Below are 26,103 nucleotides of genomic sequence, written 5' to 3' on the forward strand. Positions count from 1 at the left end.
CTGGGGTGTGGGAGGCTGGTGCGGTAGTAAACAGGCTGGTGCGCTGGGTCGAAGGTGAAGCCGCACTCCAGTGGCTCGGTATCTCGCCCCCCTTTGCTCTCTCCCGGCGAGTTCCCCTTAGCCTGGAAACTTACTGGCCCCGGCCTTCACCAACGAAATTCGTAGCGACCTGGCGACCAGGCTCCAGGCTCAACGTGTCGCCATCGCCATAGATGCTCCTCTGGCCTTTCCGCGCATTTTTACTGGCCTGCTCAGGGGATACCTCACAACTGTGTGTGCCTGAGGGGGAGTTGGCGAACCCCTACGCTTACCGGGATGCGAGCCTTGGTTGCATCGGCAGTATGACAAAAACCCGCTCTCCACCAGCTTCGACAAACTAGGCAATAACGCCACACAGGCCCTCGCCTTTGCCGCACGCGGCGCCTCTCCTCTGCTACCCGAGCTGATTTATCCTCCAGCTGAGATGTAGCCAGATGAGGGATGGATCTACCCTCTCCCTCCAGATAACCCGGCTCCAGCCCAGGGATAACAGCGCCTTATTGAGATCAATTATCAACTCCATTGATAGCTATTATCATTTGGGTTTATACTGTGGACTGCTTCACAGTTAAGCCTGATAGCAAGGAGTGATGAATGTTCCCCTCCGTAAACGAGAGCCTGTCTCAGCCCAGCACCATGAGAGTGACGTGGCTCACCCCAGCGTTGCCGTTGGTTCTGCCTGCCCAGGCAGCCTCCCAGTTGCCCCTGACACGGCGGGAGACCCCCAATCCGTGAGCGTGGTTACCCGCGAGAGCATGGATGGCCTCGACGATATGACTCAAGATGAGGTTCGAATGGGAAGCCTCGGCCCGTGTGCGAGCAGAGAGAGCCGTGATCCATTCTCCCTTCGGCAACCGCCTCGCCCTGCGCGAAGAGCGCAACTGAGCTGTGCCCTGCTGGTGATACTGCTCCATCTGCTGGCTCTGCTCTGGATGAATCATGCCCCCGACCCCATCACCGAAGCCAAACCCGAGCTGGTGGCGGTACGCTGGTTGGCCGCCCCCAAGGCACAGGATCAACCCAAGGCGAACCGGGCCGTGACGGCCCCCGCTAGCCCCATGCCAGCCGCGAAGCCAGTAACCCCTGCAGAGGTCAAGGTTAAGCGTCACCCGACTCAGGCTGCGCCCATGCAACGACCAGCGCCCAAACTTCCGACCAAACAGACCACACACGCCAAGGTGCCCTCCCGCGCACCAGCTAAACCGGTCGCGAACCCAGCACCTCCCCAATCAAGCCAGACCGGCCAAATGGCAACCGCAGCCACCACATCCAACCCGCGCCAACAGACCCAGAGCGCGGCCATCACAGTTCCCAACTTTAAGGCGGCCTACCTGCGTAACCCGGCACCCGCCTACCCCCCACTCTCCCGCCGATTTAGAGAAGAGGGACAGGTCGTGCTCAGAGTCCAGGTCTCACCCCAAGGGCAAGCCATGGCGGTCGAATTACACGCCAGCAGTGGCCATGCGCGTCTGGATTTGGCCGCGAAAAAAACCGTTACCCAGTGGCGTTTCATTCCTGCCCGTCAAGGTGACACGGCGATTACCGCCTGGGTACAGATCCCCATCATTTTCCAATTAAGGAGTTAACCATGAACCCAGCGCTAGATCCCGGGACCATGAGCATCGCGCATCTACTCAACCAAAGTAGCGGCCTTGCCCTGCTCCCCCCCATCTTGCTGCTCCTGATGTCCATTGGCACAGGCTACTACCTGCTCTTCAAGAGCTGGAACTGTTGGCAGGAGAAGCGCCTGAGCAAGCAGTTCCTGCAACGCTTCTGGCACAGCCGCCATCTGAAGGAGATACAACAAAAGCTGCACCAGACGCCACCCCAGGAGGCCTACGCCCGTCTCACCGCCTCGGCTCTGGATGCCGCTAGCCAACTGGCGCGCCGCGAGGGTGAAGAGGGGTTACTGCTGCTGGGTTCTGCCGATGAGTTCATGCTGCGCGCCTTGCGCCAGGCCATCACTCGCGAGCGCTTGCGCCTGGAAGCCGGGCTGACCTTCCTCGCCTCAGTCGGCTCGGCCGCCCCTTTCATCGGGCTGTTCGGTACCGTGTGGGGTATCTATCACGCCCTGCTGGCCATAGGTGCCTCAGGCCAGAGCACGCTGGATAAAGTGGCAGGCCCGGTGGGGGAAGCCCTCATCATGACCGGATTCGGCCTGGCGGTAGCGCTACCGGCCGTGCTCATCTATAACCTCTTCGTGCGTCTCAACCGCCTGCAACTGGTGAGCCTGGAAGAGTTCGCCCACGATCTCTTCGCCCTGCTGACCACAGGGTCTGGCGTACTGGCCGCAGGCCGCATCATAGTGCCGAACCGGCCCACTTCGCGTGAACTGGAGGTGGCGTAATGGCCTTTGGTCGCCTATCCAGCGAAGGGGAGGAGCAACCGCTCTCGGAGATCAACATGATCCCCATGATAGATGTGATGCTGGTGCTGCTGATTGTTTTCATGATCACAGCGCCACTGCTGACCCATGCGGTGAAGATGGATCTCCCTCAGGCTAGCAGCCAACCCAATCAGCCCAAGCCCGATGATATCAAGCTGGCTATCACGGCAGATGGCACCCTGCATTGGAACGGCACACCTTGTGATGAAGCGGCGTTGGCTCAGTTGATGACCGAGGCCGCCAAGAGCTCGCCGCTGCCCGAGCTGCAGCTGAGCGTCGATCAACAGGTGGATTATGGCCGAGTCGCCCGAGTGATGGCCCAGGCCTCCATGCATGGTCTGCACAAGTTGGCGTTTGTCAGCCAGCCGGAGAAGGGGGGGTAAAGGGAGAGAACGAGTAAATAAAAGGGCCGCCGGTTGGCGGCCCCGGTATGAAACTCAGCGCCAATGTTTATGATGTGGCGGCCCCCTGTGCCAACCCCTGTCATGCCAACTCCTGTCATGCCGTCGCCAGTCACGATGGTCGTCGTCACGCCAATGACGCTCATGATGATCCCAGCCTCGATCCCGGTACCCCTCATCATAACCACCGCCTCGGCGATCATCGCCCGTACGGCTGCCCAGCACAGATCCTGCAGCGCCACCGACCCCAGCCCCGATCACCTGGCCATTGTAACCACCAAATTCCCGACCTATGGCGGCACCACCGAGCCCGCCCACTGCGCCCCCCAAGGCCGCCTCATTCTTTTGACCGCGACTGGCGGTGGCCGCGCCCCCGACGGCCCCACCAATGGCGGCACCGGCCAGGCCTCCGGTACTTCCACCTATCTGTTCACCGAGTATGGCCCCGGCCACACTACCCACACCGCCACCAATCGCCGTGTTAAGACTCTGACCCGCCCAGGCTGGTGTGCCAGCCAGGGCCCCCATCAGCAACCACATCCGCCCAACCTTACAATAACCACCCATATTGCTACCCTCCTGGCTCATCTACGATGAGCTTGCTCTACCTGCAATCTAGCACTGCCGCAGAGAGGGGAAATGGGAGAATGATGTTGGTTTAACCAGCGTTTATTTTGCTCGCGAACGAGGGATGCAACTGTAGCTAACTTACGCGGCCGTTAACTTTTTTAGGCTCATATAGGGCTACTCCTTGCGTCGAATAACCCTATTCCCTGATATCCACTTAAGGAGACAAAACCACAAGACTGTACAATAATTAAACAGCTCATTCCGGTTTTATTCTGGCTCTTGATGGTTGGTGGAGGTTGCATGAATTCGTTCTCCTCCTTGGTTAGCTCAGGCAGCCCGAGCCCCAGGCCCGCACGGCTCAGTGCCCATAGCCAACAGGCACAACTCTCCCGTTTACCGAGCGGTGAGACGCCAGGGGCGACGCCAACCGCCAGCGCGGCGGTTGAGCAAGTTTCAGCCCTGCCCCGCAGCAAGCGCCTGCAGCAGCTTGTCTCTGCGCTGTTCCAAGCGCTGGAACAAAACCAGCAGTTCATTGCCCTACAGGCACAACAACAACGTAAGGGTGATCCCACCACAAGCGCCCAGGAGCAAACGAACGATCTGAGCAAAGCAACGCCCCTGACCGAGGAGTTCCGACAACTGGTCACACAACTGAGTGATCGGAATAGCAACCATGGTGCCCCCTTCCAGCAGTTGCAGAGCCTCTATCAACAGACCCCCTGGCATCAGGCCTATCCCAACCTCCCGCTCGGGTTGCTGCTGCAGGATCTCAGCCAGCAACTGGGCATTGAGCCGCTACAGACCGACTCCCGGCTGGGCCACTTCATCGATACCCAGATCTAGTCGACGAAAACTCGTGGTTATTTTTTTCCGACGCCGCTGTCAGTTGCTACGCTTTAACATGAGGAGTGATGGGAGCCTGCAGGCGAAGAGGGCTCCTTAGGCGTCTCTTCTCTGCTCCCTGACGCAACATCACAGAAGAGAGATCAGAGAAGAGAGCGGATAGTGCAGAAGCAGAATGGGCACAGGAGCACACGATGATAACTTCACCGCAACAGGACTTCACCACGGCCGCCAGATTGGCCTCGCTGGAACGCACCCTAGCCCTCTCTACTCTCTCTGGCGATCACTACCGCCGCATCCTACGCTTGGCCCAGCAGCTCTGCCATGCCGACTGTGCCTGGATTGCCGTGCTGGATGAGCTGGGTGACCGGGTGCTGGAGTCTTTGGATATTCCCATCGGCGAGCCACCCACCCTCTGCCAGCGCGTCATAGCCGGTGATGGGCTGTTTGAGTGCAACGAGGCCGGGTGCGACCCTCAATTACGCTCTCACCCCTGGTGCAGTGAGCATGAGCTAAACTGGCTGGCCGCTTACCCGCTACGCAACCCGGAAGGACACGCCATCGGCATCTTGGTGCTGGGTACCTGCCGCGGCCAGCCCCTGGATATTCGCCATCGCCTGGCACTGGTCGATCTGGTTAACCTGCTGGAAGTGGAGATGCGCCTGGACTTTATGCTGACCACCCAAGCCACAGCCCTGCGTAAACGTATGTTGTCCGCCCCCCATCCCGAACGGGAGCGGGGCATAGCCCTGCCTGAGCCAATGGCCATCGGTGATCTGCTCTACTACAGCTATACCCGCTGTCGCCTGGAGCAACGCCCCTATGCCCTGGCGTTGGTGGAGCTGGATCCCCTGGCCGATGGCAGCCATCTGCTACACAAAGAGACCCGGGAAGAGCTGATCCTGGCGGCCGCCTCCCGCCTGCTGCGCTCTCTGCGCATGGGTGATCTACTGGGTAGCTGGTACAAGGAGCGGCTGTTGGTACTGCTACCGGGCGTGGAGGGTGAAGAGTTGTATGGCGTGGGCGACAAGCTGGTGCGCGCCCTGGATGACAATGTCGATCTGCGTGAACAGACCCTGCCACTGACCGCCTCCATCGGCCTGGTCGGCATAGCTGAACCCAAGCTCAGGCTGGATCACGAGGAGTTGCTGCAACAGGCAGAAAATACCCTGCAACAGGCGGTCGACGCGGGTCGCAATCGAGCGCGAGTCTGCCAACTGCCGGACAGCCAAGGTGAATAACCCAGGCGGGGAGTGCCTAGCCCCGCCGCGCTGTCGGGGTGCCTGACCGCAGCCGACGCCACACCCGACGCAGCTGATGGCCATCAGCAAATCCTGCCCGCTCGGCGATGCGCTCCACGCTGAGTTCACTGTGCAGTAGTAACTCTTCGGCCAACGCCAGGCGTAGCTGGTTCAGATAGGCCATGAGAGTGATGCCAGTCTGTTCGCGGAACAGCCGGGTAAGATGGCGAGGCGTAACGCAGGCCAGTTCAGCCGCCGAGGTCAGATCCCAACTCCGCGCCGGCTCCGCCGCCAGAGCATCCTGCACCCTATGAATGGCCGGATGCAGATGATTACGCCAGGCCAACCAGGGTGAAAACTGCCCTTCGCCCCCATCCCGTCGCAGATAGACCACCAGATTGCGTGCCACCTGAGCCGCGCACTGGGGAGAGGTCAACCGCTCCAGCAGACTCAAAGCCAGATCTATGCCGGAAGTCACTCCAGCGCTACTCCAGAGCCGGCCATCATGGACAAATAGCCGATTGTCGGCCACCCGCGCTCTGGGCGCCAACTCGGCTAATTGGGCACAATGGCTGTGGTGGGTGGTGCAGAGATGACCATCCAGCAAGCCAGCCCGCGCCGCCAACAGGGCACCGGCACAGATGGTGACCAGGCAAGCACAGCGCGCACCTTGTGACCTCAGCCACCCCAGTAGCGCTTGATTGGCTGGATGGGCCCAATCCGGCGCGTCACCACTCATACCCGGCAGCAGCAAGATAGCACCGTCTGGCAACGTATCGGGTAGCGGCTGGGCCGCTAATGGTAACCCCACCGCACTTATCACGCTGGGCTCAGGCGCGATAAAATGCAGGCTGAAGTGACGATCCTGCTGATAGCGATTGGCAAAGTAAAAGACCTCGGCCGGACCGGCCACATCCAGCAACAACACATGCGGTGGCAGCAGAATATAAATCTGCGTCGCTATGGGTTCAGCCATGGCGACGCAACCATAACCGCCAACGGGGCCAGAAGAGATTGACCAGTAAGCCAGCCAACACCAGGCCTATGCCAACCCACTGCCCCCCCTGCAACCGCTCATCCAGCAACAGACGCGCGGCCAATAAGCCGACGACAGGCACCAACAGAGTCAAAGGTGCCACCTGGGCCACAGGATAACGCTGCAGCAGGCGGCCCCAGAGCCCATAGCCGACAATGGTTGCCATCAGAGCCAGATAGAGGATGGCCAAGAGACTCAACCAGGAGAGATGGTTCAGGGCGTTGACCATCTCAGCCGGCCCCTCCAACCAGTAAGAGGCGGCCAGAAAGGGCAAGGGCGGCACCAGAGCCCCCCATACCACCAACCCCAACAGATTAACCTGCCCCAGTTGGCTGATGCGGCGAGTGACAATATTCCCCAGCCCCCAGCTGGCCGCCGCCCCTAACGTCAATAAAAACCCCGCCAGGCTCATGCCCCCCGCCTGCTGTTGACTCGCCAGTACCAGCAGCCCGAGAGTGGCTAATCCCAGGGCCGCGGGTTGATGGCGCTGCCAGCGCTCCCCCAGCAGCAGGGCGCCAAACAACAGCGTAAAGATCATCTGGGCTTGCAGCACTAAAGAGGCCACCCCCGCAGGCATCCCCACCTGCATGGCACTAAATAGCAGGGCAAACTGACCAAAGCTGATGGTGAGACCATAGGCCAGCAGCCAGCGAAACGGGATCCTGGGTCGCGGCACCAGAAACACGGCCGGTAGGGCCACCAGCAGGAAGCGCAGGGCCCCCAACAGCAGAGGAGGCACACCGACCAACCCCACGTGGATGACCACAAAGTTAACCCCCCAGATCAGCACCACCAGCAGTGCCCATCCCCAATCGGTTAATCGCATACTCTCTCCCGCGGCTCTTGCGAAGCCAACCAGCTCGCCACAGTGTGAATCGTGGCAAAACGCCCAGCCAGCACCAATTCGGTACGAGCCCGGATCTCACTGCAGCTGTAAACCTCTCCACTGTGCGGATGAGTCATGGCAAAGGTCAAGGTGGCCTCGCTGATAAAATCCACGGCAAAACCCAGATCTGACGCATGCCGGGCCGTGGTCTCGCAGCACTGCTCGGTACGCAGACCCGATATGGCCAGACGACCAATATTCTGTCCGATCAGCCAATCCTGCAGCGAGGTGCCAGCCAGGGCGCTGTGCTTGTGCTTGTATATGAGCCGATCCGGCTGGAGGGTGATCTCATCCAGGGTGGTAACCAAGCCCTGACGCGGATCGAAGGGGCCCCCCTCTTCACTCTGATGAAACACCTGCACCACAGGGATCTGCCGGGCGACGCAACCATCGATTAGTTGCTGCTGGGCCTGGCACCAGGCGGGGAAGTTCTCTTCACTCCAGAAGGGTCGGGCCAGGAAGGACTTTTGAATGTCGATGACCAAGAGGGCACTGTTCATGATAATGAGCCTGTCGTTGCGGAAGTTAAGTAGAGCTTACGCCGCAATCACATCACCATTCAGAGCCAGAGCGGCCAGATAAGGGGCTATAAAGGACATATCTACAAAGCGCGCGCTGGCAGCGGCGAAGCATAGTAGATCAGATCATGAAAACAGGCGGGCTCCGACCCCAGATTGCGATAGCCATGGGGCTGTTCACCGGCAAAGCGCAACACCTCCCCCTCCTGCAACGGGTGCCACTCACCCGCTAACCAGAGCGCCAACATGCCACTCACAGGTATCACCTGCTCTATGGATCCTGGCTCATGGGGCACAGAGTGGTACTCACAGCCCACAGGCAGCTCAACCCGCAGCAGCTCATAACCCAGCGCTGGTTCAAAGGGCAACAGGGTGGTGACCCGGATGCCATCGCCCAAGACCTGCTGCTCTCCGGGCTGCGGCCCCCGGTAGAGGGCGTCGAGGTTACGGCTCACCTGGCTGCACCCGCTGTCACTCTGCAGGAACTGGGAGAAGGGCACGCCCAAGCCAGCCGCTATCTTCCACAGGGTCACCACGGTCGGGCTCGATTCACCGCGCTCTATCTGTCCCAGCATCGCCTTGCTGACGCCACAGGCCTGAGCCGTCTGATCCAGGCTCCAGCCGCGTTGCTGACGCAGCTGCTTAAGCGCACACCCGACTTGCTGATTAATTTCCTGCACCTTGCCCCCTCTACTTGTGCGTTATAGCGCACACTGCTACCCTGCCATTGTACGTTATAACGCACAAGAAGGCCTGTATGAACCTACTCTCGCGCCTGAGTAGCCTGCGCCCCCACCACCTCAGTTGCGGCCTGGTGGCTGTACTGGTGGGCTACACCAGCTCGGCGGCCATTATCTTCCAGGCAGCGGCCAGTGCCGGAGCCACTCCCCAGCAACTGGGCTCCTGGCTAGCCGCGCTGGGGCTCGGCATGGGCTTGACCACTTGTCTGCTCTCCTGGCACTACCGTATGCCCATCCTCACCGCCTGGTCGACCCCTGGTGCCGCCCTGCTCATCACCAGTCTGCAGGGCGCCACCATGAGCGAGGCGATAGGGGCCTTTTTACTCTCTTCGCTCTTCATCACGCTGTGCGGAGTGACGGGGCTGTTTGCCCGCCTGATGCATCGCCTGCCCCTGCATCTGGCCAATGCCATGTTGGCGGGAGTGCTACTGCGCTTCGGTCTGGATCTGTTTCATGCCCTGCAAGCTCAACCCTGGCTGGTGGGCGTCATGATAGTGGCCTTCTGCCTGCTTAAACCTCATCTACCCCGCTACACCTTGGCGCTGGTGCTGCTGCTGGGTATGGCTATCGCCTGGCAACAGGATCTGTTGCAGCTGCAGAGCCTCACCTTCACCGCCGTGCAATGGCAGTGGACCACGCCAGCCTTCTCGTTTCACGCGCTACTGGGTATAGCCCTGCCCCTGTTTTTGGTCACCATGAGCTCGCAAAACCTGCCGGGTGTCGCCGTGTTGCACGCCCATGGCTATCGCCCCCCCGTCTCACCGCTCATCGGCTGGACTGGGTTAGCTGGCCTGCTGCTGGCCCCATTTGGCGGCTATGCCCTGAATCTGGCGGCCATCACAGCCGCCCTCTGTATGGGCAAGGAGGCGGATCCCGACCCCCATCGCCGCTATCTGGCCGCCTGCTGCGCCGGCGTTCTCTATCTGATAACGGCGCTGTTAGGGGCCACGGTCGCCAACCTGTTCGCCGCCCTGCCCCAGGCGCTGATCCTGGCCATAGCTGGTTTGGCACTGCTGGGCACCTTGGGTAACAGCCTGCACCAGGCCCTGACTCATGAGGGCGATAGAGAGGCGGCCATCATCACCTTTCTGGTGACGGCTTCCGGCCTGACCTGGTTCGGTATCGGTGCGGCCTTCTGGGGATTAGGAGCGGGGGCCTTGGCTCTATTGTTCAAGCACACAGGCAAGCACTGGCACAAAGCAGCGCCAAAGGATACCTAGCAACCGGAGTGGGTGCAGACCACAGGCTGAAGCTTGGTAGCGCCCTGGTGTGGCAACACCGCCTCCGGCAACCACCAGCTGGTATCGGGAAAGGGGGTGCCAGGTGGTAGCCGGGTATTGGTGAGCATAAACAGGCGTCTGTGGCTGATATTACTCCTGGCCAGGATACCGGAGTGATAGCGCATAAACAGCCGACGCATGGAGCCATCCGCCAGGGCCAGATCCAGCCCGTGCTGCAAGCGTTTGGCCAGTTGCAGATCCTGACGATTAACGAAGAAGTAAACAGGATAGCTGTAGTAGAGGGCCAGCTCGGACTCCACCGCCAGCTCTGGCAGAGCAGCCTGCCGCTCTTTCACCTCATGCCAGGCCTCGTTCAAGCCACGCGGAAAAGCATCAAAGCGCGCCTTAGCCAACATGGAGAAGAGGTTCTCATATTGAGGTGAGGGGACCACCGTCAGCCCGTTTTGCTCGAGGATAGGTAAGTCCGCCCACTGGCTGCCAAACCCCATGATAAAGTGCCGGAGCTCGGCCATGTTAGTCACCCGCGCAAACTCGGCCTGCCGCTCCTTACGGATCAGCAACACCCGGTAGCCCAACATACCGCGCATGATATCGATCTTGATGGGCCGCATATCCCGCTCCCGCTCCACTGTGGTGGGCATAGAGACCAGATCCAGCCGTTTCTGCTGCAGCAGCAGCAAGCCTCGATCCGGGGTGACCTGGGTAAAGCGGGGCACCAGGGTGCACTCCCCTTCGTCCCGGGTCTTATCCAGGATCAGCTGCAACAGTTGGGTACGATAGACATAGCGACTATCAGCCTGGAAGAAGCGGATCTCACACCCAACCGCCAGAGCCTGACCGCACCAGAGTAGAGCTATCAACAGCACGCCTCGCCACACCATACTCTCTCCTCAACTCGCTCTGTTGAGTATGGCCAAAAAATAGGACCATGACAGATCTTGGATAGAAAGAGGGGCCTTACGGCCCCTTTTTTTTCATGACGATTTTTTCGCGGTTTCTAGCGAAACCCCTATGCCCTTGGCCAGTAGGGCCAACTCCTGCTGCCAGCCCGTGCGCAGGCCACGCACCAAGGCTGGGTAACCATCCTCGGTCAACGGCACGGTTCGCTGAAACGCCTGGCTATAGCTCTGCTCACCCCGTTGCAACAACCAACGGCCCGCCACCACGGCCTGGCCATCGAAGCGCCCCTGGAAGCCGGTCACCTCCAGGCTGAGATGCCAAATCTGGCGATCGGGATGGGGCCCCTCCACCACCTGGATTTGGTCAAACTGCCGCGACAAACTCTGCACCAGAGAGCGGGTCAGCTGCTTATCCAACGCCTCGGCCCAGCGGGCCTGATTGGCGGTGACCACCTGCACATCATCCTGCTGAAAAGCAATGCCCATATCATTCAGGTACTCAGGCAAGGCGACGCGTTCTACCACCAGCAGAGGCCCTTGGGTCACTTGGCGCGAGGGGGGCTCACTCCCTGGCAACTCCAGCGCATAGTAGGCAGGGGCGGACTCACTGGCACAACCCAGCAAACCGAACAGTAGGGCACAACAGAGCAAAGGGCGCATCACTTGGCACTCCTGGGTAAGGGATCGGCATCTGGAGCCGAGTTGAAGATCAAGGCATTGGGTTTCTCGTTCACTCGACGCGCCGTTGGCTTTAGCTCACGCAGCAGATTATTGAGAGACTCAATAGAGCGGTTCAATTCACCATAGGCGGGCGAATCGCTGGAGAAGGAGCTCAGGGTCTTCTGCAACTCCTGCATTGTCTTGGTCATCTCGGTTGGTAGCTGCTGGGAACTGGGCTGCTTGGCCAGCTGGCTCAGGTTGTTGCTCAGCTCGCGCATGGCGGCGAAACTCTGCTTGCTCTCCTTGAGCATGGCATCCAGGTTAGTCAGCGAATTCTCCAGCGGCAGCGCATTCAGCTTGTTGAGCAAGCGATTGGCCTGCAACTCGATACGCGCCAGGCTGCCAGAAACTGTGGGAATGGTGTGGAACTCACTGAACTGACCATAACCCGCCGCTCGCGGGCTATCCGGCATGAAGTTGAGATCCACATACATGGCGCCGGTCAGCAGGCTGCCAGTCTTCAACGAGGCACGCAATCCCTTGCGGATCTGCTGCTCTATATCCCGCGACAACTGACTCAAGGCCCTATCGCCACCCTCGTCATCGAAACGCTCCTGCTCAATGCGAATATGCACAGGTATCATGCCCGGATTCTTGCCCAACAGCTCAGCATCGCTCAACTGGAAAGGCACCTCCAGCACAGTGCCGATACGAATGCCGCGATACTCTACTGGCGCCCCCTCGTTCAAGCCTCGCACCGAGTCATCGAACAGCAGCACATAATCGAGAAAGCGATCATATTCCCGACTACGACTGCTGGTCTCATCAGCATAGAGGGTAAAATTTTGACCATTGGTGGCAGGCCGTCCCAGACCCCATCCCTTAGGCACATCGAAACTGATCCCGCCACGCAATAGGTTTTCCAGAGTACCCGTCTCGAACTTCACCCCATCCGTCGAGGCCTCGAAGCGCACGCCGCCATTCATCCAGAAACGCACATTACTGGTCACCAGGGAGTCATAAGGCGCCGCAATAAAGAGCTGATACTCCATCTGCCGACTGCCGGTGGAGAAATGGGTCTGTTCGACCCGGCCCACCGCATAACCGCGATAGGTAACGGGATCGCCACTGTTGACGCCACGGCTCAATTGACTGGTGAGCCGAACCCGTAATCCCTTCTCATCAGGTTGCGCGACCGGCGGGGTATCCAGTACCGGGAATTTATCCCAAAACTTCCCCTTCTTACCCGGCAACAGCTCTATGTAGGATCCAGAGAGCAGGGTGCTGAGTCCAGATATACCCTGGCGCTCGATGCGCGGCTTGACCACCCAGAGCTGACTATCCTGACGCAGCAGCTCTTCGGTCTCCACCGCCATGCGCGCCGTGACGATAACGTGAGTGAGATCTTCGCTCAGCTTCACCGTCTGTACTGTACCCACTTCGACACTACGCGCCTTGATGGTCGTCTTTCCCGCTATGATCCCTTCGGCATTGCTCATGGTCAGAGTGATGAGCGGCCCTTGATTGGAAAGCGTCACATAGACCAGCCAGAGGCCGATCAGCGCCGCCACAATCGGCACCAGCCAGATGGGAGAGAGATGGCGCAGGTTACGGACCCTGGCCTGAGTCATGGAGAGAGGATCAGTCACTGTGAGTACCCTTGTTAGATGAAGTGCTATCCCAAATCAATCTGGGGTCAAACAACATAGCGGCCACCATGGTCACCACCACCACAGCGGCAAACGCCATGGCGGCCGAGCCCGGATAGATGGACATAATTTTACCCATACGAATTAACGCCACCAGAATGGCCACCACAAAGACGTCCACCATGGACCAGCGGCCGACAAACTCGGTCAGCCGATAGATACGGGTGCGCCCCCGTTTGTGGTGGCTATCCCCCCGGCTGACGCTGTAGCAGAGCCAGAACAGCGTCAGAATTTTGGAGATGGGCACCAAGACGCTGGCCACGAAGATGACCATGGCTATGGGGTAGGATCCCATATTCCACAGCAGCACCACGCCACCCAATATGGTGGAGTAGGTCTCACTGCCCAGAGACTCGGTCACCATGATGGGCAGCATATTAGCCGGCAGATAGAGGATGCAGGCGGTAATGAGCAGAGCCACACAATACTCCAGGCTATGGGGAATACGGGCATGAACCGTTGCACCACAACGCGGGCAGTGCTTGTGCTCCACCGAGAGCACCCCATTGCAACCGTGACAACAGGTAACCCCCTGGGAGAGTGCAATCTGCCCCTCATGGAGTAAACCTAAGCTGGGCATGGGGCCACGGATGTGATCCCACATCCACCCCCTGTCCAGGTGCAACATGCTTTTGAGATACATGACGCAGAAGACACAGAAGCACCAGAAGCCATAGCCAATCCCCACTTCGGCCAGGGAGGCGATTTTGATGAGGCTGACCAATACGCCGATCAGGAAGACTTCCACCATGCTCCAGGGCAACAACCAAAACAAGCCTCGGCAGGCGGTGGCCGCCCAAGGCGGTACGCCGCGCCAGACACGGAACCCCAGATAGAGATAACAGATGAGCAACAGACAGGTGAGTGGCAACAACTGCATGCAGAGATACACGATCACAGATAACACGCGATACTCTTCGCTAAACAGCACAGAGGCCGCCTGAAACAGGCTCATGCTGTTGACCATGCCCTTGGCATTGATGGAGAGAAAAGGCAAAAAGTTGGCACACAACAGCATGATGAGGCTGGTCAGGGCATAGACCAGAGGGCGTTGCCGCGGATATTTGGGCAATTGGGCCAAGACGTCACCGCAGCGCGGACAGAGGGCCTGATCTCCTTCCTGTAACACAGGCACGGCGACCAGGAGATCACACTCGTGGCAGACACACTCCCGTGCCGACATCTGTTCCTGCGGGCGGGATGAAGGCGATGCTGTAGTCAACTGATACGATCCGACAAAAAAGCATGGCTCATGATCCGTCATCTACGAGCTGCTCACAAGTCCAACAACCGCTTGATTTTCAATTTCCTGCCGATCACTTTTCCGGTATACAGAACGGGATCCCACCATCAAAGGGTAGTAACGATGAAAAACCAAACCATACTGCTGACCGCGCTTTGTGTAGCCATAGGGCTCTCCGGCTGCAGCACCATCAACCCCTATACCGGCGAAGAGCAGACCTCCAGTGCCGTCAAAGGCGGCGCCATCGGGGCCGCCACCGGCGCGCTGGTGGGTGTCCTCGCCTCCTCCAAGCATGACAGAGGCAAGGGAGCACTGATCGGTGCTGCCACTGGCGCCGCGGTCGGGGGTGGCATCGGCTACTACATGGATGTCCAGGAAGCCAAGCTGCGGCAGAAGATGAAGGGGACCGGCGTCTCCGTCACCCGTCAGGGCGATAACATCATCCTCAACATGCCCAACAGCGTCACCTTCGACACCAACTCCAGCCAGGTCAAGGCAGCGGGTGCCAATACCCTGAGCGGCGTCGCCATGGTGCTCAAGGAGTACGAGAAGACCCGGGTCAACGTCGTCGGCCATACCGACAGCAGCGGTGGCCGGGATCTGAACCTGCGCCTCTCCCAGGAGCGTGCCGACAGCGTGGGCAGCAACCTCATCACCCAGGGCGTGGATGCCAGCCGCATCAGCATGAGCGGCGTCGGCCCGGATCAGCCTGTCGCCAGCAACAGCACGGCCGCCGGCAAGGCCCAGAACCGCCGCGTCACCATCACACTCAGCCCCTTGAGTTAACTCATAGGCAGCAGCAAAAAGCACAAGGGCCCGCTATGGGCCCTTGTCGTTTATGGCTTAGTTACCAACTCGCCCTGGGCATTCACCACCTGTTCTCCATCCTCCTTGGTAAAGGCGGCCTGCTGCTGGTTGGGCAGAATATCCAGCACCAATTCGGAGGGACGGCAGAGGCGGGTGCCCAGCGGAGTGACCACTATGGGACGGTTGATGAGAATGGGGTGGGCCAGCATGGCATCGATGAGCGGCTCATCCTGCCACTTGGCATCGTCCAGACCCAGCTCGGCGTAGGGATCCACGTTCTTGCGCAGCAGATCCCGCACCGGGATGCCCATATCGGCGATCAGCTTGACCAGCTCGTCACGACTGGGAGGAGTCTGCAGATAGAGGATCACCCTGGGCTCTTCGCCGCTATTGCGGATCATCTCCAGAGTGTTGCGCGAGGTGCCACAGGCCGGGTTGTGATAGATGGTGATATTGCTCATGGGTAAATTCTCCTGATTAGCGGCCAGCAGGGCCGCCTGATCCGCAATCCAATGTTGATGAAGTGGGGTATGCAGCGCCTTGGGACGCAGGGCCTGTACGGCAGCCGTGGCCTTATCCAGCGACCAGCCCAGCGCCAGCAGTAGACGGATGGCCAGCAAACCGGTGCGTCCCGAGCCCCCCTTGCAGTGCAGGGCCAGCTTACCGCCCCTTTGCAACAGGGTGACCAGTTGCCAGAACGCTGGCTGCCAGGCGGCGAACAGAGCGGGTTCGGGCACCTGATCATCCTCTATGGGCAGGTGATACCAGGTCATGCCCAGTTCCTTCGCCCGATCACCCAATTCGCTCACCCCCTTGGCGGCCAGCTCGTGGCCTGGCATCAGGGTCAGCACCGCCTCGGCACCCCAGGCTTTAAGCTCGATCAGGGAGTCGACCAATTCCACACCCTGGGTACCGGGGCAGGGCATCAGCCCCAGTTCACCGCCATTATCCAGCGGCAGGGTAAACAGCGGATGACTCATCGATTCTCTCCGGCCGAGGCCTCATACCACCCCTTGCTCTGATTGACGATACGTACCACCAGCAGCATGACGGGCACTTCGATCAGCACACCGACCACGGTCGCCAACGCGGCGCCAGACTGAAAGCCGAAGAGGCTGATGGCGGCGGCCACCGCCAGCTCGAAGAAGTTGGAGGCACCAATCAGCGCCGAAGGACCCGCCACATTGTGCTTCTCGCCCAGCTTGCGGTTGAGCCAGTAGGCCAGCGCCGAGTTGAAGAAGACCTGGATCAGAATGGGCACGGCCAGCAGGGCAATCACCAGCGGCTGTTGCAGTATGGCATCGCCCTGGAAGGCAAACAGCAGCACCAGCGTCAGCAGCAGAGCGGCGATGGAGATGGGCTGCAGGCGCGTCATAGCCCGGTTGAAACTCCCCTCGCCCCGTCCCAGCAACCAGCGGCGCCAGAGCTGGGCTATCACCACAGGAATGACGATATAGAGCACCACAGAGGTGAGCAGGGTGTCCCATGGCACTATGATGCTGGAGACCCCCAGCAGCAGCGCCACCAGCGGGGCGAAGGCGACCACCATGATGAGATCGTTAAGCGCCACCTGGCTCAGGGTGAAGTAGGGGTCACCATTGACCAGCCGACTCCAGACGAAGACCATGGCAGTGCAGGGTGCCGCCGCCAGCAGTATCAGCCCGGCCACATAGCTATCCAGCTCGGCGGCAGGCAGGTAGTCGGCAAAGAGCTGACGCACAAAGAGCCAGCCCAGAAAGGCCATGGAGAAGGGCTTGACCAGCCAGTTCACCAGCAGAGTGACGCCGATGCCGCGATAGTGTGCCTTCACCTGATGCAGGGCCGAGAAGTCAATCTTCAGCAGCATGGGAATGATCATCACCCAGATGAGCAGTCCCACCGGCAGGTTGACCTTGGCCAGCTCCAGCCCGGCAATGGCATGAAACAAGCCAGGAAAAGCCTGCCCCAACCAGACACCGAGCCCGATACAGAGGGCCACCCAGAGGGTGAGGTAACGTTCAAACAGACTCATGGGCGCAGCGGCCATGGCGCATCTCCTTTGCAGATAAAGATTAAAGACAGGTATTCAACACGAACCGGGATCACCACAGCGGCCAGGTCTGGTACTGATGGCCTGCAGACGACCACTATCCCGCTCCAGCACCCCCGCCGCCGCCACCCCGGCTTGCTCAATAATGGTCAACGCCCAACCAGGCAGCGCCGGGTTGAGGCGATAGAAAATCCACTGACCCTGGCGCCGATCCAGCAGCAGGGCAGAGCTTCTGAGCTGGGTCAGATGGCGCGAGATCTTGGGCTGACTATCGGCCAGCGCCTCGGTCAACTCGCAGACACAAAGCTCCCCCTCCCGCTGCAGCAACAGACAGATGCGCAGTCGGGTCTCATCGGCCAACGACTTGAACAATTGACAGGGAGAGAGAGCGAGAGCAGGGGTCATATCATCATCTACTAGACTCACTATGAGCCAACTCATCTAAATAAACGCACATGCGGATAAGCATATATATAGACAAAATAAATCACAATATAAAAAAGAGGCGGGAGCTCCGCCTCTCTAGCACTTAGTCAGCAGCAGGGGGGGTATCCGCCGCCTCTTGAGGTAATTCGGTTTGCTGCTCCTTCACCCAGCTACGCAACAGGGTATAGAAGAGAGCCAGTAACGTTGGGCCCAGGAATACCCCCAGCATGCCAAAGGCAATGGCACCACCTATAACCCCGAACAGGATCAGCGAAAGCGGCAGCGGACTATTGCGACCTATCACCAGCGACTTCACCAGATTGTCCACGGTACCGACCGCCAGCAGGAACCAGACCACCAGGAAACCGGCCCAAGCCACTTCACCCTGCTTAAACAGCCAATAGGCGGAGATAAAGCCGATGATCGGCGGGCCACCGGGGATCACCGAGACCAGACAGACCAGCATACCCAGACTCAAGGCATTGGGTACACCGGCAATGGCCAGACCAAACCAGGCCAACGCTCCCTGAGCCACGGCAGCGCCGATGAAGCCATATACCACACCGCGTATGGTGCTATTGCTGATGCGCAACAGATTTTCGCCTGCCGGACCCGCAATCTTGTGACTAAAGGCAATGACCCAGCGGTGCAGAGTCTCACCCTCAGCATAAAACACACCGGCTATGATGATGCTAAGCAGCAACATCATCAGGCCGCCGCCCAAGGCTCCCGCCATGCTGAGCATGATCTTGGCCGTTGGCCCCACCATACCCTTGAGCTGGGAGAGAATTTGATAGTCCTGATTCTGCAGAGCCAGCCACTGTTCGGCCGCCCAATCACCAATCAGCGGAATCCCCCCCATCCAGAGAGGAAGATCCGGCAAGCCGGCCTGCACCTGCTCAGGTATGGCTCGCGCCAAAAGAGTTAATTGCTGGGCAAACTCCACCGAGGCCAGCAACAGCGGGACCACCACAAATAACAACAGGGCCGTGACTATCAGGGTTGCCGCCAGCGACTCCCGCCCTCCCAACCGCTCGGAGAGCCACTGAAAGGGGCCCCAGGTGGCAGAGACCAGGATCACAGCCCAGATGATCGCCGCCATGAAGGGGGCCATGATGGCTAGCACGGCGACTATGATGCCGATCAGCAGAGCCAGCCCCAGCAGGGGTTGCACCATATGACTCAAACGCATTTCTGTGCTCCTTGCTTGATGATGAGAGTCTAGCAACCTCATGACGAGGCCATCCATTCCGGCTCTGTTTTACGACCCGTTGGCCAACGAATCTGTGAGAGCAACATGCCCGCCAGCATCAGACCACAACCCAACCAGGCCCGAGAGGAGAGGCTTTCATTCAACAACCAGACGCCTCCCAAGGCGGCAAACACCGACTCCAGGCTGAGTATAATGGCGGCATGTGCCGGTTTGGCACTCTTTTGCCCCACCACCTGCAGAGTATAAGCCACCCCGACACTAACCAGCCCCGCATAGAGGATAGGCTGCCAGCCCGCTAACGCTCCAGCCAAGGTCGGTGTTTCTATAAGCAGCGAGCCCCCCAGACTCAACAGGCCACAGACGGCAAACTGCACGGCCGAGAGCTTGAGTGGGCTGACCCGACCACTGTAGTGATCGATCAGCAGAATATGCATGGCCCAGAATAGCGCGCCGATAAACTGCAACATGTCACCAAACGACATGGAAAAATCATCATTGATACTGAGCAGATAGAGCCCCACCACCGCCAACCCAGCTCCCAGCCAAGTCGTCACGCCGCTGGAGTGCTTGAGCAGCAAGCCCAGTATGGGGACAAGAATGATATAAAGACCGGTTATAAAACCAGCTTTGGCCGCAGTGGTATACAAGAGCCCGACCTGTTGCAGGCTTGCCGCCACAAACAGCACCCCCCCCGCCAATAGACCCGCCTTGGTGAGTGAACTCGCACTGGCTTCTGACACTTTGGTTCGACGGGAGAACCACCAGATCAGCGGCAACAAAGAACAACTACCCAGCAGAAAACGAATGCCATTAAAGGCAAAGGGCTCTAAAAAATTGAGCCCCAAACGCTGAGCGACAAAACCAAATCCCCAGATAGCGGCGGCAAAAAGCAGCATAATATTGGCAGGCATAACCAGACTCGCGACAAAGAAGAAACAACCCGGATTGGACCACCATTGTAGCCGAAAACAGGGCCAACCCCAGTAAAAAGCCGAAGCTGGTCACGATTGAACAGATCTTGTATAACCGCCCTCTTGCCCCTCAGCAACCCGGAGTCACCATGTCATCCAAGCCGCAACATTGGGATATTTTCTGCGCCGTGGTCGATAACTTCGGCGATATTGGCGTCACCTGGCGTCTAGCTCGCCAGCTGGTACAGGAATTTGATCTGCAAGTTCGCCTGCTGGTGGATGATCTGGCCAGCTTTGCCCCCATTTGTCGGGAACTGGATCCTGAGCAGAGCTGGCAAGTGTGCCAGGGAGTAGAGATCCACCTCTGGCCCCAGGCATTCCCCAGCGATTGGCAGTCAGGGGATGTAGTCATAGAGGCATTCGCCTGCGAGCTGCCGCCCCAAGCCAAGCTCAGCATGAGCCAGCGTCACCCCGCCCCTCTGTGGCTCAATCTGGAGTACCTGAGTGCCGAATCCTGGATAGACGAATGTCATGGCCTGCCCTCCCTGCAAACCAATGGCCTCAGCAAATATTTCTTCTTTCCCGGCTTCACGGCCGGCAGTGGTGGCCTGATCTGTGAGCATTCACTCCTCAGCGAGCGCCAGCAATGGCAAGCCGATCCGAGTCAGCGCCAGCGGCTATTCAACCAGTTGGGGGTTCCACCACTGGCGGAGCAGACCCGCTATATCAGCCTCTTCACCTATGAGAGTGATGCCCTCCCCGCCCTGCTTACCCATTGGCGCGATGGCGATACGCCCACCTGTTGCCTGATCCCCCAGGGACGAGCCGTAAACTCCATCCTCCCCTGGTTAGGCGTGGATCGTCTCGACCCGGGCCACTGCTGGCAATCAGGATCCCTGACGATCCTGATCCTGCCGATGACGGATCAAGCAGGGTACGATCGCCTGCTCTGGAGCTGTGACTTCAACTTTGTGCGTGGCGAAGACTCCTTCCTCCGAGCCCAGTGGGCGGCAAAACCCTTCTTGTGGCATATCTACCCCCAGGAGCAGCAAGCCCATCAGGAAAAGCTGACCGCCTTTTTGCAGCGTTATGGGCAAAAACTCTCGGCAAACTGCCATAACACCCTACTTTCCCTCTCGTTGGCCTATGATATTGGCGATGGTCCCGCCGCAGTAAGCGCCTGGCAGGCTCTGCAGACCCATGAGACAGAGTTAACGCAACACAGCCACCAATGGCCAGAAGAGCTGCTCATTGGAGGAGATTTAGCCAGCCGACTGGTGCAATTTTGCGAAAAACAGCTAAAATAGTCCGTTTTTTACGAAATCACGGTTCAATACAGGAAACGATCCAATGAAAACCGCTCAGGAAATCCGCGCAGGCAACGTAATCATGTTCGGTAACGATCCTATGGTCGTACTGAAGGCCGAATTCAACAAATCCGGTCGTAACTCAGCCGTGGTTAAAATGAAACTGAAGAACCTGCTCTCCGGCGCCGGCACCGAAACCGTGTTCAAGGCAGACGACAAGATGGAAGTCGTTCAACTGGAGCGCAAGGAGTGCACTTACTCCTACTTCGCCGATCCCATGTATGTATTCATGGATACCGAATACAACCAGTATGACATCGAGAAGGAAAACCTCGGTGACACCCTGAACTACATGGTTGATGGCATGGAAGACGTTTGCGAAGTGACCTTCTACAACGGTAAGGCCATCTCCGTAGAACTGCCGACCACTGTCGTGCGTGAAGTGGAATACACTGAACCTGCCGTTCGTGGCGACACCTCTGGCAAGGTCACCAAACCAGCTCGTCTGGTCGGTACAGATTTCACCATCTCCGTCTCTGACTTCGTCAAGATCGGTGACAAGATCGAAATCGACACCCGTACCGGTGAGTTCAAGCGTCGCGTCTAGTCCCTACTGGCTAGAATAGATAGAAGGAGCCTTTAGGCTCCTTTTTGTTGGGCGTCACACTAGGATCCCCAGTTCAATAACAGGAGTATTCTGCATGGCCATTATCCATCTGCTGGTGGGCTCGACTCTGGGGGCTGCCGAATATGTTGCAGCTCATATAGAAGAGAAGCTGCAAGCCGCCGGACACCAGACACGCAACCATAACCCGGCCAGCCTGGCCACCTTGCAGGCCGACGCTGGCGATATATTGCTGGTGGTCACCGCTACCCATGGCGCCGGGGATATTCCCGACAATCTACAGCCCTTCGCCGCTGAGCTGGCCCAGCAGCAACCGGATCTGAGCCTGCAAAGATTCGCTGTGGTGGCTCTGGGAGATAGTAATTACGATACGTTCTGCGCAGCAGGCCACACCATGCAGCAGCTACTAGAGCAATGCCACGCCGAGCCCCTGGGGAGCGGCTGTAACATAGATGTCACCCAACACGATATACCTGAGGATGCCGCCGATCTTTGGTTGGAACAGTGGATCCCGAAACTAACTCATTGAATAGCCAAGCATCTACTGGCGAAGCAAGCAGAAGGGCCTAATCGGCCCTTTTTTGTTATCCACAAAACATGAACAGCATAGGATCCGTTCATTGCTACTTATCAACACAAAGCAAAATAATAAGATTAGACTGTTAATAAGTATAGGTAAAACCTATGATCAAACGGTAGTTATCCTCTGTATCATTAATCATCCCGTTTGGAGCTGTGTATAAAAGTGGAACTTGTCACAAGGCTTCTCCTGGGTTGATCCGGTGAAGATCACAGGAATTGATCACTCATAACCTCATGATCATCTTGATCAATATGGGCTTATCAACAAGATCCTTGGATCCTAATAGTAGATCCAATAAAGAAGATCGATCTAAAGATCTAAGATCCTATTAAGACAAGGCTCTCGGATCACTACCGGATCACTTATAACCAACTCGTCGTTTTCCTGAAGCCGTTAACCAGATAGAATGATCCGCTTTTTGGCCATTGATCCTGATGTAAGTTTTCGAGGTGATCCTATGCAATATCATGAGCAGTTCGACGTAATCGTCGTGGGTGGCGGTCATGCCGGAACCGAAGCTGCTACCGCCGCCGCACGCATGGGGATGAAAACCATGCTGTTGACTCACAACATCGAGACTTTGGGTCAGATGTCTTGTAATCCGGCAATTGGCGGCATAGGTAAGGGTCATCTGGTCAAAGAAGTAGACGCCTTGGGCGGGATCATGGCTCAGGCCATTGATCATGCCGGGATCCAGTTCCGTACCCTGAATTCATCCAAAGGCCCCGCAGTCAGAGCCACGCGTGCTCAGGCGGATCGTCTGCTCTACAAGCAGGTAGTACGCAACCTGCTGGAAAACTATGACAATCTCACCCTGTTCCAACAGGCTTGTGATGATCTGATCCTCGACGGGGATCGCGTCTGTGGTGTGATCACCCAAGCCGGGATCCGCATTCTGAGTAAAACTGTGGTGCTGACCGCAGGAACTTTTTTGAATGGCCTTATCCATATCGGCATGGAGCATTATCGCGGTGGCCGTACTGGCGATCCCGCCTCCATCGCCTTAGCCGAACGGCTGCATGAGTTGCCACTGCGTATGGGACGACTGAAAACCGGTACCCCACCCCGTATCGATGGCCGATCAGTCAATTTCTCAGTGTTGCAGCAACAGCCAGGTGACACCCCGGTACCTGTCTTCTCATTCATGGGCAAGGCTGAACAGCATCCGCGTCAGGTTCCCTGTTACATCACTCATACCAACGAGCAGACCCATGAGGTGATCCGGCAGAACCTGAATCGTAGCCCCATGTATGCTGGCGTCATCGAAGGGATAGGCCCCCGCTACTGCCCCTCCATCGAAGATAAGGTGATGCGCTTTGCCGACAAGAATTCGCACCAAATCTTCATCGAGCCGGAGAGCCTGAGTTCGCATGAGCTCTACCCTAACGGCGTCTCCACCAGTTTGCCGTTTGATGTCCAGGTACAGATCATTCGCTCCATGAAGGGCTTTGAGCAGGCGCACATAGTGCGGCCTGGCTATGCCATCGAATATGACTACTTCGATCCCCGGGATCTGAAGGCCAACATGGAGAACAAGCAACTGCACAACTTGTTTTTCGCGGGTCAGATCAACGGCACTACAGGCTACGAAGAGGCGGCAGCCCAAGGCTTGTTGGCCGGGATCAATGCCGCCCTGCGCGCTCAGGAGAAGGATCCTTGGTCGCCGCGTCGGGATCAGGCCTACCTGGGCGTCATGATGGATGATCTCTCCACGCTAGGGACCAAAGAGCCCTATCGTATGTTCACCAGCCGGGCTGAATACCGTTTGCTGCTGCGTGAAGATAACGCCGATCTGCGCCTGACTGCCGTCGGCCGCGACTTGGGTCTGGTGGATGATCTGCGCTGGGCCAGCTTCAACGACAAGCTGGAGCAGATCGAACGCGAACAGCAACGCCTGCGTTCAACCTGGGTCAATCAGATTTCGCCTATGGCCTCTGAGGTCAATCTGCTGTTGAATGCGCCACTAGCCCGGGAACATAGCCTGGAAGAGCTGCTGCGTCGCCCTGAGGTCACTTATGCCAAGCTGGCGACCGTTGAGGCGCTGGGCCCTTGGGTCGAGCATGAGCAGGCGGCTGAACAGGTGGAGATCCAGGTCAAATACGCGGGTTATATCGATCGGCAACAGGATGAGATCGACAAGCAGCTGCGCAACGAGAAAACCTTACTGCCCCTGGATCTGGATTATGCCGAGGTTTCCGGTCTCTCCAACGAGGTGAAGATCAAGCTGAACGATGCCAAGCCCGAGACCATAGGTCTGGCGAGCCGCATCTCCGGCATCACGCCAGCGGCGATTTCTATCCTGTTGGTTCATCTGAAGAAGCGCGGCTTGCTGCGCAAGAGCGCCTGAGGTGAGCATGTTGGACGCTAGATTGAATGAACTGCTGGCCCAGAGTGGACTTGTGCTGCCCGATCAGCAGAAACAGCAACTGCTGGCCTTGGTCCGGTTGCTGGATAAGTGGAACAAGGCTTACAATCTCACCTCTGTGCGTGATCCCATGGATATGTTGGTGAAACATATTCTCGATAGCCTGGTGGTCTCGCCCTTTTTGGAGGGTGAGCGCTTCATTGATGTGGGAACCGGCCCGGGCTTGCCTGGCTTGCCTCTGGCCATCATCAATCCGGACAAGCAGTTTGTGTTGCTGGATAGCCTGGGCAAGCGCATCCGCTTCATTCGCCAGGTCATACTGGAGCTGGGGTTGAAGAATGTGACCCCGGTGCAATCGCGGGTTGAAGCGTATCATCAGGAGCCTGGGTTTGATGGTGTACTGAGCCGGGCGTTCGCCTCGTTGGCGGATATGCTCAACTGGTGTGGTCATTTGCCGGCTCCCCAGGGCCACTTCCTGGCTTTGAAGGGGCTTTACCCGGCCGATGAGCTGGAGCAGTTGCCCAGCGGATTTGCCCTGGTTGCGGCCCATCACCTGCATGTTCCCGAACTCGATGGCGAACGTCATCTCATCATTCTCAAGAAACAATAACGTTAGCAGGGGAGTTCTGTGGGAAAAATTATCGCCATCGCGAACCAAAAAGGTGGGGTGGGTAAGACCACCACTTGCGTGAATCTGGCTGCCTCCATGGCAGCAACCCGGCGCAAGGTGTTGGTGGTTGATCTGGATCCCCAAGGCAATGCCACCATGGCCAGTGGTGTGGATAAATATCAGGTTGAGCGGACGGCCTACGAGCTGTTGGTGGATGAGCTGCCGGCCAAAGAGGTGATCATCACAGAGACGGCGGGAGGCTATCACCTGATCGCCGGCAACTCAGATGTCACCGCTGCCGAGATCCGGTTGCTGGAGTTCTTTGCTCGCGAGATCCGGCTGCGCACCTCACTCAATGCCGTGCGCGATCAGTATGATTACATCTTCATCGACTGCCCTCCCTCGTTAAATCTGCTTACGGTCAACGCCATGTCGGCCGCCGACTCCGTGCTGGTTCCCATGCAGTGCGAGTATTTCGCCCTGGAAGGGTTGACGGCCCTGGTTGATACCATCAGCAAGCTGGTGGCTGTGGTTAACCCCAACCTCAAGATCGAGGGCATATTGCGCACCATGTACGATCATCGTAATCGGCTGGCCAGTGATGTTTCCGAGCAGTTGAAGCAGCACTTTGGTGACAAGGTTTACCGCACCGTGATCCCGCGAAATGTGCGCCTGGCCGAGGCGCCGAGCTTCGGTACACCCGCCATGTATTACGATAAGACTTCACTCGGGGCCAAGGCCTACCTGGCCCTGGCGGGTGAGATACTACGTCGTGAAGAACAATTAGCCATCGAAACAGCCTCAGCCTGAGAAAC

Annotated in this window: 27 protein-coding genes and 1 pseudogene; 13 read left to right on the plus strand and 15 right to left on the minus strand. The window is 58.2% G+C overall.

Going from position 1 to position 26,103, the window contains the following annotated elements; all coding sequences use genetic code 11:
- The first annotated feature begins 629 nt into the window (after window positions 1-629).
- The 3 genes from ACZYTD_RS13335 to ACZYTD_RS13345 are packed head-to-tail and all read left to right on the plus strand — an operon-like array spanning window position 630 to window position 2,808.
- Entirely contained in the window at window positions 630-1,625 is a 996-nt protein-coding gene (locus ACZYTD_RS13335) for an energy transducer TonB (RefSeq protein WP_463892703.1), read from the plus strand.
- A 2-nt stretch (window positions 1,626-1,627) separates the two neighbouring features.
- The gene (locus tag ACZYTD_RS13340) at window positions 1,628-2,386 is read left to right on the plus strand and encodes a MotA/TolQ/ExbB proton channel family protein (protein WP_463892705.1); all 759 of its coding nucleotides are present in this window, start codon (window positions 1,628-1,630) and stop codon (window positions 2,384-2,386) included.
- Window positions 2,386-2,808 (plus strand): ExbD/TolR family protein, encoded by a 423-nt coding sequence (locus ACZYTD_RS13345; RefSeq protein ID WP_463892706.1) that lies wholly within the window; start codon window positions 2,386-2,388, stop codon window positions 2,806-2,808. Before ACZYTD_RS13340 ends, ACZYTD_RS13345 begins: the two co-directional genes overlap by 1 nt.
- Before the next feature lie 54 nt (window positions 2,809-2,862).
- Here the strand turns inward: ACZYTD_RS13345 and ACZYTD_RS13350 are convergent, their stop codons facing one another.
- Complete coding sequence (locus ACZYTD_RS13350; protein WP_463892708.1) at window positions 2,863-3,366, minus strand: hypothetical protein; 504 nt, start codon at window positions 3,364-3,366, stop codon at window positions 2,863-2,865.
- Window positions 3,367-3,696: 330 nt separating this feature from the next.
- On the opposite strand from ACZYTD_RS13350, the gene ACZYTD_RS13355 reads away from it, so the two are divergent.
- Together ACZYTD_RS13355 and ACZYTD_RS13360 are read left to right on the plus strand one after the other, a co-directional pair.
- On the plus strand, window positions 3,697-4,239 hold the full coding sequence (locus ACZYTD_RS13355) for a hypothetical protein (protein ID WP_463892710.1): 543 nt from the start codon (window positions 3,697-3,699) through the stop codon (window positions 4,237-4,239).
- 194 nt (window positions 4,240-4,433) lie between these two features.
- On the plus strand, window positions 4,434-5,480 hold the full coding sequence (locus ACZYTD_RS13360; RefSeq protein ID WP_463892711.1) for a diguanylate cyclase domain-containing protein: 1,047 nt from the start codon (window positions 4,434-4,436) through the stop codon (window positions 5,478-5,480).
- A gap of 16 nt (window positions 5,481-5,496) precedes the next feature.
- Here the strand turns inward: ACZYTD_RS13360 and ACZYTD_RS13365 are convergent, their stop codons facing one another.
- The 4 genes from ACZYTD_RS13365 to ACZYTD_RS13380 all read right to left on the minus strand — a co-directional run bounded on the left by ACZYTD_RS13365 (window position 5,497) and on the right by ACZYTD_RS13380 (window position 8,600).
- On the minus strand, window positions 5,497-6,456 hold the full coding sequence (locus ACZYTD_RS13365; RefSeq protein WP_463892713.1) for a GlxA family transcriptional regulator: 960 nt from the start codon (window positions 6,454-6,456) through the stop codon (window positions 5,497-5,499).
- The gene (locus ACZYTD_RS13370) at window positions 6,449-7,342 is read right to left on the minus strand and encodes an EamA family transporter (protein ID WP_463892715.1); all 894 of its coding nucleotides are present in this window, start codon (window positions 7,340-7,342) and stop codon (window positions 6,449-6,451) included. The genes ACZYTD_RS13365 and ACZYTD_RS13370 overlap by 8 nt, the downstream gene beginning before the upstream one ends.
- Window positions 7,333-7,902 carry an isochorismatase family protein gene (locus tag ACZYTD_RS13375; RefSeq protein ID WP_463892717.1) on the minus strand — a complete coding sequence of 190 codons (570 nt, stop codon included), beginning with the start codon at window positions 7,900-7,902 and terminating at the stop codon, window positions 7,333-7,335. The genes ACZYTD_RS13370 and ACZYTD_RS13375 overlap by 10 nt, the downstream gene beginning before the upstream one ends.
- Before the next feature lie 101 nt (window positions 7,903-8,003).
- The gene (locus tag ACZYTD_RS13380; protein ID WP_463892718.1) at window positions 8,004-8,600 is read right to left on the minus strand and encodes a helix-turn-helix domain-containing protein; all 597 of its coding nucleotides are present in this window, start codon (window positions 8,598-8,600) and stop codon (window positions 8,004-8,006) included.
- Window positions 8,601-8,677: 77 nt separating this feature from the next.
- Between ACZYTD_RS13380 and ACZYTD_RS13385 the strand changes: the two genes are divergently transcribed.
- Window positions 8,678-9,880 carry a benzoate/H(+) symporter BenE family transporter gene (locus ACZYTD_RS13385; protein ID WP_463892720.1) on the plus strand — a complete coding sequence of 401 codons (1,203 nt, stop codon included), beginning with the start codon at window positions 8,678-8,680 and terminating at the stop codon, window positions 9,878-9,880.
- Here the strand turns inward: ACZYTD_RS13385 and ACZYTD_RS13390 are convergent.
- The 4 genes from ACZYTD_RS13390 to ACZYTD_RS13405 all read right to left on the minus strand — a co-directional run bounded on the left by ACZYTD_RS13390 (window position 9,877) and on the right by ACZYTD_RS13405 (window position 14,352).
- A complete protein-coding gene (locus ACZYTD_RS13390) occupies window positions 9,877-10,782 on the minus strand; it encodes a substrate-binding periplasmic protein (protein ID WP_463892722.1) in 906 nt (301 codons plus the stop codon). The two genes, ACZYTD_RS13385 and ACZYTD_RS13390, sit on opposite strands and share 4 nt — an antisense overlap.
- Window positions 10,783-10,875: 93 nt before the next feature.
- Complete coding sequence (locus ACZYTD_RS13395; RefSeq protein WP_463892884.1) at window positions 10,876-11,460, minus strand: PqiC family protein; 585 nt, start codon at window positions 11,458-11,460, stop codon at window positions 10,876-10,878.
- Window positions 11,460-13,109: an intermembrane transport protein PqiB gene (gene pqiB / locus ACZYTD_RS13400; RefSeq protein ID WP_463892723.1), complete on the minus strand. Its 1,650-nt coding sequence runs from the start codon at window positions 13,107-13,109 to the stop codon at window positions 11,460-11,462. The genes ACZYTD_RS13395 and pqiB overlap by 1 nt, the downstream gene beginning before the upstream one ends.
- Window positions 13,102-14,352, minus strand: coding sequence for a PqiA/YebS family transporter subunit (locus tag ACZYTD_RS13405; RefSeq protein ID WP_463892725.1), 1,251 nt, complete (start codon window positions 14,350-14,352; stop codon window positions 13,102-13,104). Before ACZYTD_RS13405 ends, pqiB begins: the two co-directional genes overlap by 8 nt.
- Before the next feature lie 183 nt (window positions 14,353-14,535).
- On the opposite strand from ACZYTD_RS13405, the gene ACZYTD_RS13410 reads away from it, so the two are divergent.
- On the plus strand, window positions 14,536-15,198 hold the full coding sequence (locus ACZYTD_RS13410; RefSeq protein WP_463892726.1) for an OmpA family lipoprotein: 663 nt from the start codon (window positions 14,536-14,538) through the stop codon (window positions 15,196-15,198).
- 50 nt (window positions 15,199-15,248) lie between these two features.
- Here the strand turns inward: ACZYTD_RS13410 and arsC are convergent, their stop codons facing one another.
- The 6 genes and pseudogenes from arsC to ACZYTD_RS13440 form a co-directional block, all read right to left on the minus strand.
- On the minus strand, window positions 15,249-15,680 hold the full coding sequence (gene arsC, locus ACZYTD_RS13415; protein WP_463892886.1) for a glutaredoxin-dependent arsenate reductase: 432 nt from the start codon (window positions 15,678-15,680) through the stop codon (window positions 15,249-15,251).
- Between the two features lie 129 nt (window positions 15,681-15,809).
- Window positions 15,810-16,199: pseudogene (locus ACZYTD_RS13420) on the minus strand (phosphatase domain-containing putative toxin); the annotation flags it as partial.
- Complete coding sequence (arsB, locus tag ACZYTD_RS13425) at window positions 16,196-17,245, minus strand: ACR3 family arsenite efflux transporter (RefSeq protein WP_463892728.1); 1,050 nt, start codon at window positions 17,243-17,245, stop codon at window positions 16,196-16,198. The pseudogene ACZYTD_RS13420 and the gene arsB, both read right to left, overlap by 4 nt.
- A 39-nt stretch (window positions 17,246-17,284) precedes the next feature.
- Window positions 17,285-17,653: a metalloregulator ArsR/SmtB family transcription factor gene (locus ACZYTD_RS13430; RefSeq protein WP_463892729.1), complete on the minus strand. Its 369-nt coding sequence runs from the start codon at window positions 17,651-17,653 to the stop codon at window positions 17,285-17,287.
- A 124-nt stretch (window positions 17,654-17,777) separates the two neighbouring features.
- Entirely contained in the window at window positions 17,778-18,866 is a 1,089-nt protein-coding gene (locus tag ACZYTD_RS13435; RefSeq protein WP_463892732.1) for an AI-2E family transporter, read from the minus strand.
- Window positions 18,867-18,904: 38 nt separating this feature from the next.
- Entirely contained in the window at window positions 18,905-19,798 is an 894-nt protein-coding gene (locus ACZYTD_RS13440) for a DMT family transporter (protein ID WP_463892733.1), read from the minus strand.
- A 149-nt stretch (window positions 19,799-19,947) separates the two neighbouring features.
- Here ACZYTD_RS13440 and earP point away from each other — a divergent pair, with 149 nt between their 5' ends.
- From earP to ACZYTD_RS13470, 6 genes are all read left to right on the plus strand, one after another.
- Window positions 19,948-21,105: an elongation factor P maturation arginine rhamnosyltransferase EarP gene (earP, locus tag ACZYTD_RS13445; protein ID WP_463892734.1), complete on the plus strand. Its 1,158-nt coding sequence runs from the start codon at window positions 19,948-19,950 to the stop codon at window positions 21,103-21,105.
- 43 nt (window positions 21,106-21,148) lie between these two features.
- Window positions 21,149-21,712, plus strand: a complete 564-nt coding sequence (gene efp, locus ACZYTD_RS13450; RefSeq protein WP_463892735.1) for an elongation factor P — start codon at window positions 21,149-21,151, stop codon at window positions 21,710-21,712.
- A gap of 94 nt (window positions 21,713-21,806) precedes the next feature.
- Complete coding sequence (mioC, locus tag ACZYTD_RS13455) at window positions 21,807-22,259, plus strand: FMN-binding protein MioC (protein ID WP_463892736.1); 453 nt, start codon at window positions 21,807-21,809, stop codon at window positions 22,257-22,259.
- A 511-nt stretch (window positions 22,260-22,770) separates the two neighbouring features.
- A complete protein-coding gene (gene mnmG / locus ACZYTD_RS13460) occupies window positions 22,771-24,660 on the plus strand; it encodes a tRNA uridine-5-carboxymethylaminomethyl(34) synthesis enzyme MnmG (protein ID WP_463892737.1) in 1,890 nt (629 codons plus the stop codon).
- Between the two features lie 7 nt (window positions 24,661-24,667).
- Entirely contained in the window at window positions 24,668-25,288 is a 621-nt protein-coding gene (gene rsmG / locus ACZYTD_RS13465; RefSeq protein ID WP_463892739.1) for a 16S rRNA (guanine(527)-N(7))-methyltransferase RsmG, read from the plus strand.
- A gap of 18 nt (window positions 25,289-25,306) precedes the next feature.
- Window positions 25,307-26,098 (plus strand): ParA family protein, encoded by a 792-nt coding sequence (locus tag ACZYTD_RS13470; RefSeq protein ID WP_463892740.1) that lies wholly within the window; start codon window positions 25,307-25,309, stop codon window positions 26,096-26,098.
- The last annotated feature ends 5 nt before the right edge of the window (window positions 26,099-26,103 follow it).

The sequence above is a fragment of the Pseudaeromonas sp. HNCC25DJ180 genome, assembly GCF_055413345.1.

Bases quoted from the DNA above. Each gene is read 5' to 3' on its own strand.
- ACZYTD_RS13335 (WP_463892703.1), top strand. From the start codon at position 630: ATGAATGTTCCCCTCCGTAAACGAGAGCCTGTCTCAGCCCAGCACCAT.
- ACZYTD_RS13340 (WP_463892705.1), top strand. From the start codon at position 1,628: ATGAACCCAGCGCTAGATCCCGGGACCATGAGCATCGCGCATCTACTC.
- ACZYTD_RS13345 (WP_463892706.1), top strand. From the start codon at position 2,386: ATGGCCTTTGGTCGCCTATCCAGCGAAGGGGAGGAGCAACCGCTCTCG.
- ACZYTD_RS13350 (WP_463892708.1), bottom strand. From the start codon at position 3,366: ATGTGGTTGCTGATGGGGGCCCTGGCTGGCACACCAGCCTGGGCGGGT.
- ACZYTD_RS13355 (WP_463892710.1), top strand. From the start codon at position 3,697: ATGAATTCGTTCTCCTCCTTGGTTAGCTCAGGCAGCCCGAGCCCCAGG.
- ACZYTD_RS13360 (WP_463892711.1), top strand. From the start codon at position 4,434: ATGATAACTTCACCGCAACAGGACTTCACCACGGCCGCCAGATTGGCC.
- ACZYTD_RS13365 (WP_463892713.1), bottom strand. From the start codon at position 6,456: ATGGCTGAACCCATAGCGACGCAGATTTATATTCTGCTGCCACCGCAT.
- ACZYTD_RS13370 (WP_463892715.1), bottom strand. From the start codon at position 7,342: ATGCGATTAACCGATTGGGGATGGGCACTGCTGGTGGTGCTGATCTGG.
- ACZYTD_RS13375 (WP_463892717.1), bottom strand. From the start codon at position 7,902: ATGAACAGTGCCCTCTTGGTCATCGACATTCAAAAGTCCTTCCTGGCC.
- ACZYTD_RS13385 (WP_463892720.1), top strand. From the start codon at position 8,678: ATGAACCTACTCTCGCGCCTGAGTAGCCTGCGCCCCCACCACCTCAGT.
- ACZYTD_RS13390 (WP_463892722.1), bottom strand. From the start codon at position 10,782: ATGGTGTGGCGAGGCGTGCTGTTGATAGCTCTACTCTGGTGCGGTCAG.
- ACZYTD_RS13395 (WP_463892884.1), bottom strand. From the start codon at position 11,460: ATGCGCCCTTTGCTCTGTTGTGCCCTACTGTTCGGTTTGCTGGGTTGT.
- ACZYTD_RS13405 (WP_463892725.1), bottom strand. From the start codon at position 14,352: ATGTCGGCACGGGAGTGTGTCTGCCACGAGTGTGATCTCCTGGTCGCC.
- ACZYTD_RS13410 (WP_463892726.1), top strand. From the start codon at position 14,536: ATGAAAAACCAAACCATACTGCTGACCGCGCTTTGTGTAGCCATAGGG.
- arsC (WP_463892886.1), bottom strand. From the start codon at position 15,680: ATGAGCAATATCACCATCTATCACAACCCGGCCTGTGGCACCTCGCGC.
- arsB (WP_463892728.1), bottom strand. From the start codon at position 17,245: ATGGCCGCTGCGCCCATGAGTCTGTTTGAACGTTACCTCACCCTCTGG.
- ACZYTD_RS13430 (WP_463892729.1), bottom strand. From the start codon at position 17,653: ATGACCCCTGCTCTCGCTCTCTCTCCCTGTCAATTGTTCAAGTCGTTG.
- ACZYTD_RS13435 (WP_463892732.1), bottom strand. From the start codon at position 18,866: ATGCGTTTGAGTCATATGGTGCAACCCCTGCTGGGGCTGGCTCTGCTG.
- ACZYTD_RS13440 (WP_463892733.1), bottom strand. From the start codon at position 19,798: ATGCCTGCCAATATTATGCTGCTTTTTGCCGCCGCTATCTGGGGATTT.
- earP (WP_463892734.1), top strand. From the start codon at position 19,948: ATGTCATCCAAGCCGCAACATTGGGATATTTTCTGCGCCGTGGTCGAT.
- efp (WP_463892735.1), top strand. From the start codon at position 21,149: ATGAAAACCGCTCAGGAAATCCGCGCAGGCAACGTAATCATGTTCGGT.
- mioC (WP_463892736.1), top strand. From the start codon at position 21,807: ATGGCCATTATCCATCTGCTGGTGGGCTCGACTCTGGGGGCTGCCGAA.
- mnmG (WP_463892737.1), top strand. From the start codon at position 22,771: ATGCAATATCATGAGCAGTTCGACGTAATCGTCGTGGGTGGCGGTCAT.
- rsmG (WP_463892739.1), top strand. From the start codon at position 24,668: ATGTTGGACGCTAGATTGAATGAACTGCTGGCCCAGAGTGGACTTGTG.